The sequence below is a fragment of the Desulfobacter sp. genome, from assembly GCF_050177295.1.
Map to the genome: position 1 here is coordinate 1 of NZ_JBFXHE010000249.1, position 6595 is coordinate 6595.

Annotated in this window: 8 protein-coding genes and 1 rRNA gene; 6 read left to right on the forward strand and 3 right to left on the reverse strand. The window is 48.3% G+C overall.

What is annotated here, in order from left to right:
• On the reverse strand, positions 1–226 hold a 226-nt coding region (locus tag AB7U36_RS15755; RefSeq protein ID WP_428160662.1), incomplete at its 3' end, for a hypothetical protein.
• Between the two features lie 85 nt (positions 227–311).
• Between AB7U36_RS15755 and AB7U36_RS15760 the strand changes: the two genes are divergently transcribed.
• Positions 312–542, forward strand: coding sequence for a hypothetical protein (locus AB7U36_RS15760; RefSeq protein ID WP_428160663.1), 231 nt, complete (start codon positions 312–314; stop codon positions 540–542).
• A 16-nt stretch (positions 543–558) separates the two neighbouring features.
• Entirely contained in the window at positions 559–1347 is a 789-nt protein-coding gene (purN, locus tag AB7U36_RS15765; RefSeq protein WP_428160664.1) for a phosphoribosylglycinamide formyltransferase, read from the forward strand.
• Here purN and AB7U36_RS15770 read toward each other — a convergent pair.
• Entirely contained in the window at positions 1299–2519 is a 1221-nt protein-coding gene (locus tag AB7U36_RS15770) for an EAL and HDOD domain-containing protein (protein ID WP_428160665.1), read from the reverse strand. The genes purN and AB7U36_RS15770 overlap by 49 nt on opposite strands.
• A 128-nt stretch (positions 2520–2647) precedes the next feature.
• Entirely contained in the window at positions 2648–3829 is a 1182-nt protein-coding gene (locus tag AB7U36_RS15775) for a TraB/GumN family protein (RefSeq protein ID WP_428160666.1), read from the reverse strand.
• Positions 3830–3956: 127 nt separating this feature from the next.
• On the opposite strand from AB7U36_RS15775, the gene AB7U36_RS15780 reads away from it, so the two are divergent.
• From AB7U36_RS15780 to AB7U36_RS15795, 4 genes are all read left to right on the forward strand, one after another.
• A complete protein-coding gene (locus AB7U36_RS15780; RefSeq protein ID WP_428160667.1) occupies positions 3957–4145 on the forward strand; it encodes a conjugal transfer protein TraB in 189 nt (62 codons plus the stop codon).
• Positions 4146–4186: 41 nt separating this feature from the next.
• Positions 4187–5896 carry a DNA repair protein RecN gene (gene recN, locus AB7U36_RS15785; RefSeq protein WP_428160668.1) on the forward strand — a complete coding sequence of 570 codons (1710 nt, stop codon included), beginning with the start codon at positions 4187–4189 and terminating at the stop codon, positions 5894–5896.
• A gap of 51 nt (positions 5897–5947) precedes the next feature.
• Positions 5948–6193 carry an FmdB family zinc ribbon protein gene (locus AB7U36_RS15790; protein WP_428160669.1) on the forward strand — a complete coding sequence of 82 codons (246 nt, stop codon included), beginning with the start codon at positions 5948–5950 and terminating at the stop codon, positions 6191–6193.
• A gap of 306 nt (positions 6194–6499) precedes the next feature.
• Positions 6500–6595, forward strand: a 16S ribosomal RNA gene (locus AB7U36_RS15795); the annotation flags it as partial.

A 6595-nucleotide genomic window follows, 5' to 3' on the forward strand; every position in this document is an offset into this window, starting at 1 on the left:
TATATTCATCAAACATTTTATGGCGAAAGGTTGGGCCTTTAACATCAAAGAAAACACCTGCGTATCTGGGTTGCTTGTCCTTAAGCAGTTTAAGCAGAATCCGGGTAAACCCGAATGTGGCATTGGTGGGATGCCCCTTTGACGTGGACAGGCTGCGGATGGCATGGAAGGCCCGGTATAAAAATGCGCTGCCGTCGATCAGGTAAATAGTGCTTGGTGCCGCCATGATATGCTTCCTAAGGAAATTGTCTGTTGAATTATTATTTAATTAGCGGCATATATACTATTTTTTGAAGCAAAGGAGAAGTCTTATGTCCCAACAATCCCGGGCGCGGGCCAACGCCGGGAAGTCCCGGCGGCGGCAAAGCCGGTCAAAAATATGTCATTGCTGCGGTGCCACTGCCATGTTTTGCTGGCAGTGCCGGTGCGGATTTTCCATGTGTCAGCCCTGCATGTATGAAAACCAGTGGGGAATGACCTGCAACGGAATTACCTGGGAATGTCCTGACTGCGGAGCTCAGAACGGATACGGAAACCAATAGTGAAAGGCATGGAACCATGGTTCAGAAATTAAAGGTCGGCACATTGATATCCGGCGGCGGCACCAACCTTCAGGCCATTATTGATGCCTGCGACCAGGGACGCATTGATGCGCAAATTGTTTTTACCGGGTCAGATGTTGGCGGGGTGAAAGGCCTGGACCGGGCAAAAAAGGCAGGTATTAACACTTTTGTGGTGGATTATGCCCGGATCATTGCCAATTGTCGCAAGGTCCGGGATATTGACAGCCTGCTCCCCAAAGATTTTGCCCCCGAAGATATCCTTGGAAAACAGCGGCTGGTGGATGTGAAAAAGAATTATGAAAAAGCCCTGTTTTTCATAAAATCCAGGGTTATCGCCGAACGGCAGCTTTTAGACAATATTGAATCCTATGATATGGATTTGCTGGTCCTGGCCGGGTTCATGCGGGTGCTGACCCCTTATTTCATTGACCGGATCAACACCAATCCCTTGGAGCATAGAATCATGAATATTCATCCGGCGCTGCTGCCTGCATTCCCTGGTACCGACGGATACGGGGACACCTTCCGGTACGGGTGCAAAATTGGTGGATGCACGGTTCATTTTATCGATTACGGGGAAGATACAGGCCCCATCATCGGACAGAAGGCATTTGAAATAGCCGATGAAGATACATTGGAAGATGTTAAAGAAAAAGGGCTGCAAAAGGAGTGGGAGCTGTATCCGGCCTGTATTCAGAAATTTGCCCAATCCCGCAAGGTAAACGCCATTCGAAATCAGGCCGAGGTCAGAAAGGCATCCGCCATTTTTAAGGCATCCATGTAAAAAGCGGGCAGGTTTTGAACCAGTTGAGAATCTTTGTCTGCCTGAAACCTGGTATGGTTCCACTGTCCATGATCGAAGTTTGTGATCAAGTCATTGAGTTGGCTGAACATCCGATTTTTACCTAAAAGCGCATCCTTGATTTTTTCAGACAGGGCAATTTTTTCAAGAATGTCTTTCATGGGCATATCCAAAATGGCATCCATGGCTGAAAACAGGCCCACAGTGAACAATTCGTCCGGCGTAAACCGGGTTTTAATGACATGAGCGCATTGTTCGCACATTCGGGCCTTGATTACTGAAGACCGGATCAGCTCATTGGGCTTGTCCGGATTTATATCCGATACCACCACCACATTGATAAATTTTTTCAACTCCTGCAAGCCCAAAAAGATGATGGCATCCTTGATCGTGTCTATGGCAGTGGGACGCCTAAAATACGCTGAGTTGATAAACGTCAAAAGTTTGAACGAAATGGCCACATCATTTTTGATCATGCCCTCTATAACGTCCAAGGCCGGCTCCTGCTTTGCAATCTCATTTAACAGTTTCAGATTGGTGACCTGGTTGGCTGAAAGGCCTTTGCGTGACACGACTTCGGGTTTTGAAAAGAAATATCCCTGGAAAAGCTGGAATCCCATGGCTCTGGCCTGTTTAAACTCTTCATGGGTTTCCACCTTTTCACACAACAGTGTGATATGCTTGAGTTCGTTTTTCAGGGATCTAAGAACCGGGCCCAGGGTATCCAGGGGTGTGGCCATGATATCAAACTTTATCATGTCGCACAGCTGAATCATGTCATTAAATTTCTGATCATAAACAAAATCATCCAGGGCAACCCTGAACCCTTGTGATTTAAAAGTCTTTAATGCATCAATGATTTCTGGTTCCGGTTCAATGTCTTCTAAAACCTCAATGATAATATGCTCTTTCGGGAAAAGAAGCGGTGTCTGCTTGAGCAGAAGATCGCGGGTAAAGTTGATCAGTCCGGGCTTTCCGGAAAGGATGTCATTGAGCCCAAAGGAGAAAAAAGTATTGGACAGCACACCGGATGTCGCAGCAGACCCGTCGATATTGGGGAACACATTGTCCAGGCTGAGCCTGAATAAAAGTTCATAACCAAAAATTTTTTTATCTGAAGTGAATACAGGCTGGCGGGCTACAAATATATCCATTAAATTGAGAACTCCCTTTTGAATACATGAACATATCCTTATTACGATATGAAAGCAAGAAAAACTCAATAACGTCAATAATCTGTATAAACGGTAATTATACCTTTAAAATCAGCGTAGTTGCAATATCAGGACAAAAGTTTGATCATCAACGGCAGGGCTGTCATGGTGCCGATGGAGGAACCAAGATTTGTGAATACCACCACCAGAAGAATTCTTGTGACATTATTCCGCCAGAACCCTTTTACAGAGGTGATATCCCCAGGGATCGCCTCAAGGTCACGTACTTTGGGTTTACGCGCAAAGGCCTCCACAAGCCCTGCCACCCAGCCTGCCGCGATCATGGGGTTCAGGGAGGTCAGGGGTGCGGCCACAAAGGAAGAAAAAATGGTATATGGATGGGCCCGGGCGATCAATGCGCCGATACCGGCAAAAATACCGTTGGCCAGTACCCAGATCCAAATCATGTCGGTTCCTGCGCCTTTGCCCCCCATGAGAAATCCGGCTATGAAAAGCATGACGATCAGGCCGGGGATAAGCCATTTTAATATCTTCCCGGCCTTGCCGGAGGGGGGGAGTGTCTTGAGTGCGGCAAGGTCAATGGGGGTATTTTGCTCAATATATTTCAAAATTCCAGGTATATGAGCCGCACCCACAACCGCGATAATTTTGTCTCCCGGGGCATTGCAAATGCTTTGAGCCAGGAACTGGTCCCGTTCGTTAATCAGCATTTCCCCGATAATGGGGTGATCCTCTTTGATCTCCGAAAGCAGGGACTGCAGGATGTCCTGGTGCTTCATCTTTTCAATGTCTGCCTCTTCAATTTCATCGGACTGTCCAAATGACAGCGCTATGGAGAATACCAGTTTGGTTTTTTCCCAGAATCCCATGCCCCGCCATATCCGGGAAAGGGTGGTCTGAATTTCTCTGTCCGCAGGGATAATGACAGCACCTGTTTTTTCTGCGGCAGCAATGGCATTGATCATCTCCTGGCCGGGTTTGATGCCGAATTTATCGGCTATTTTCTTCTGGAAAGAGGCCAGCAAAAGATTCATAAACAGCATCAGCGCTTTCTTTTCCTTGATGATTTTTATAATATCCATGTTCTGCCATCTGTCTTTATCCCGGATGGCAGCCAGGCGGTTGTTGCACAACTCCACACATACGGTATCAGGCTGTTCTGATTCTATGGTGTCCGAAACCAGCTGGGCGCTGTGCCGGGATACATGGGCTGTTCCGATAAGAATAATCTGTTTGCCGTCCCGGTCAAGTACATGGATGTCGTTATGCTCCACGGGGGGTTCATTCATTATGCAAGGCTGCCTTTATGCTGAAAAGTTAAAAATAAAACTGTATTATAAGCATTCAGAGACACATGGCAACACAAATTCAGGTCAAATATTGACCTTATCAAACGGTTCTGGTATTCAGCCAGTTATGAAATCCGTTGACGAACACATACTCAGAGCCACCAAGGAAATTATAGTCAAGTTCATTGAAATGGGCCGGCTGTCGCCTTCCAACATCCATGAATCTTTCAAGGATGTTTATAAGACTGTTAATGATACCGTGAAAAAGAATCTGGACCCGCCCCAAGATGGCTCATCCGGTTCCCCGAAATCCTGAGTTCCGCATGCCCAAGCAAGTTTCTTCGGCAAGGAGATTTTATGCTGCACGCCCTGGTCATAAAAAACTTTGCGATCATTGAGGATCTGCGTATTGAATTCGGTCCCGGCCTTTCCGTGCTGACAGGGGAAACCGGGGCAGGAAAATCAATTATCATCCAGGCCGTAAATCTGCTTTTGGGATCACGGGCATCGGCGGATCTGGTCCGCACCGGAAAGGACAATGCCGAACTGGAAGCCGTGTTTGACATTGCTCCTGATTCCCAGGCTGCCCGGCTTATGGCAGACCAGGACATGGATATTGAAGACGGCCTGATCATCAGACGCATGGTATCTGCTGAAGGAAAAAGCAAGATTTATATCAATTCCCGCCAGACCACCCTGGAGTTCTTAAAACAGGTGACTGAAAATCTGGCCGGTGTATCCAGCCAGCATGCCCATCAGGGGCTGCTCAAAGAAGATCAGCACCTGGATATCCTGGACGAATTTTCCCGGACCCTTGACTTAAGAAAAGATGTGGCAGGGCTGTACCGGCAGATTGTTCCTTTGAGAAAAGAGATCGCCGGTTTAAAGGCCGGAAAGGAAAAGGCTGAAAAGGAACTGGCTTTGCTCCAATTCCAGGTGGATGAGATTGAAACCGCCAATATCCAGCCAGGTGAGGATGAAGAACTGATTCAAAAACGCAGCCAACTGCAGAGTGCCGGGCAGATTTTTGAAGCCGTCAACGGTGCGATTCATAATTTATATGACCGGGAAGATTCGGTTCTGGATCAGATTTCAGGTATGTCTGCCCGGTTTGGCCGGCTTTGTGGGACAGATGAAAAACTTGGTGCCATGGCCCGGCGCCTGGACGAAATATCCTATGAACTTCAGGATTTGGTGTCAGAGTTCAGATCCTTTGCCGCCGGCATTGATCTGGACCCCCAATCCCTGGACCAGGTGGACCAGCGCCTGGATCAGATCGTCAAACTCAAGCGCAAATACGGGGGCAGTCTTGACGCCATATTTGAGCAATACCGGAACATGGCAAAAAATCTGGCAGACATCCAGGGGATTGAAGGGCGTATAGAAGAGCTGGAACAAGAACAAAAGGGTTTGGTGGCCCGGATTCGCCAAAAGGCAAAGGCCTTGTCCATGCGGCGGCAGAAAGAAGGCCTGGCCCTGGCCAGGCTGGCAAAGGCGGAGCTTGGCGCCCTTGACATGGGCCGGGCTACCTTTGAGGTGGATTTTTCCACGGACCCAGGCGTTGCCCCTGACGAGCTTGCAACGGAGGATAATGAAAAAATATCTGCCACAGGCATGGACAGGGTGCGGTTTCTGCTCAGTCCAAACCCCGGGGAAGCACCAAAGCCTTTGGCAAAAATAGCCTCGGGCGGAGAACTGTCCCGTATTGTCCTGGCGCTTAAGGCCGTGCTTTGCCGGGGCCAGTCCTTTGAGACCCTGATCTTTGACGAGGTGGATGCCGGTATTGGCGGTGCCACATCCGACAAGGTAGGGCTTAAACTTAAAGAACTGGGCCGGGTTCAACAGGTGATCTGCATTACTCATCTGGCCCAGATTGCCAGGTACGGAAACCACCAGTTCAGGATAACCAAGCAGGTGTCAGGCGGCAGGACCGCCACCCGCATCTCCCCCTTGACTTGTCAGGAAGACCGGGTAAAGGAGCTTGCCCGGATGATTGGCGGCAGCCGGATCACCGATGCCACCCTTGCCCATGCCAGGGAACTTCTTGACACGGCAGAGGCGTCTTGACAAATGCCGGCATTGCTTGATATTTGGTAAATTATTATAATAGGAGTCAACATGCCGATATATGAATTTAAATGCAGTAAATGCGAAGAATTTTTTGAAGTGATTGTCATGGGGTCACAGGATGACCGGGAGGTTGCCTGCCCCAAATGTAGTTCCAAGGCGTTCCAGCGGGTGGTCTCGGCCACCAACTATGCCATGGGCTCGCCAGGACATGCTGCCCAGGGCGTCCATACCCAGGAGCGAACCTGTTCAAGCGGAACATGTAAGACCTATACGGTTCCCGGGGCAACAAAGTGAAAATTTTTCTGATATTTTAAAACGTTACAAACGTTTTGTCCCCGGCTTGGGTCCAAGGTTTCAGGGCAGTCCCCCCCAAAAAAAATGAAATTTTATTAAAAAAAGATTTGACATTGGTTAGGAAATGAAGGATATTGCTCTGGCTTCACGGAACGGCCCAACGGTTTTCCGGGAAGATTTTTTTTGAAGCAAGTTTTTTGATCTTTGAAAATTGGTCAGTGAAAAAGAAAAGAGCGGGTCAATGACAATGCGCTTGGGGCTTAACAGCTTAAAGCGCAGACCTTAAAAAGTTTTAGTAAAGGATTATAACTGGAGAGTTTGATCCTGGCTCAGAATGAACGCTGGCGGCGTGCTTAACACATGCAAGTCGAACGAGAAAGGGATTGCTTGCAATCCTGAGTA

Excerpts from the sequence above, each read along its gene's own strand:
- recN (WP_428160668.1), top strand. The coding sequence starts at position 4,187 with ATGCTGCACGCCCTGGTCATAAAAAACTTTGCGATCATTGAGGATCTG.
- AB7U36_RS15770 (WP_428160665.1), bottom strand. The coding sequence starts at position 2,519 with ATGGATATATTTGTAGCCCGCCAGCCTGTATTCACTTCAGATAAAAAA.
- AB7U36_RS15760 (WP_428160663.1), top strand. The coding sequence starts at position 312 with ATGTCCCAACAATCCCGGGCGCGGGCCAACGCCGGGAAGTCCCGGCGG.
- AB7U36_RS15780 (WP_428160667.1), top strand. The coding sequence starts at position 3,957 with ATGAAATCCGTTGACGAACACATACTCAGAGCCACCAAGGAAATTATA.
- purN (WP_428160664.1), top strand. The coding sequence starts at position 559 with ATGGTTCAGAAATTAAAGGTCGGCACATTGATATCCGGCGGCGGCACC.
- AB7U36_RS15790 (WP_428160669.1), top strand. The coding sequence starts at position 5,948 with ATGCCGATATATGAATTTAAATGCAGTAAATGCGAAGAATTTTTTGAA.
- AB7U36_RS15775 (WP_428160666.1), bottom strand. The coding sequence starts at position 3,829 with ATGAATGAACCCCCCGTGGAGCATAACGACATCCATGTACTTGACCGG.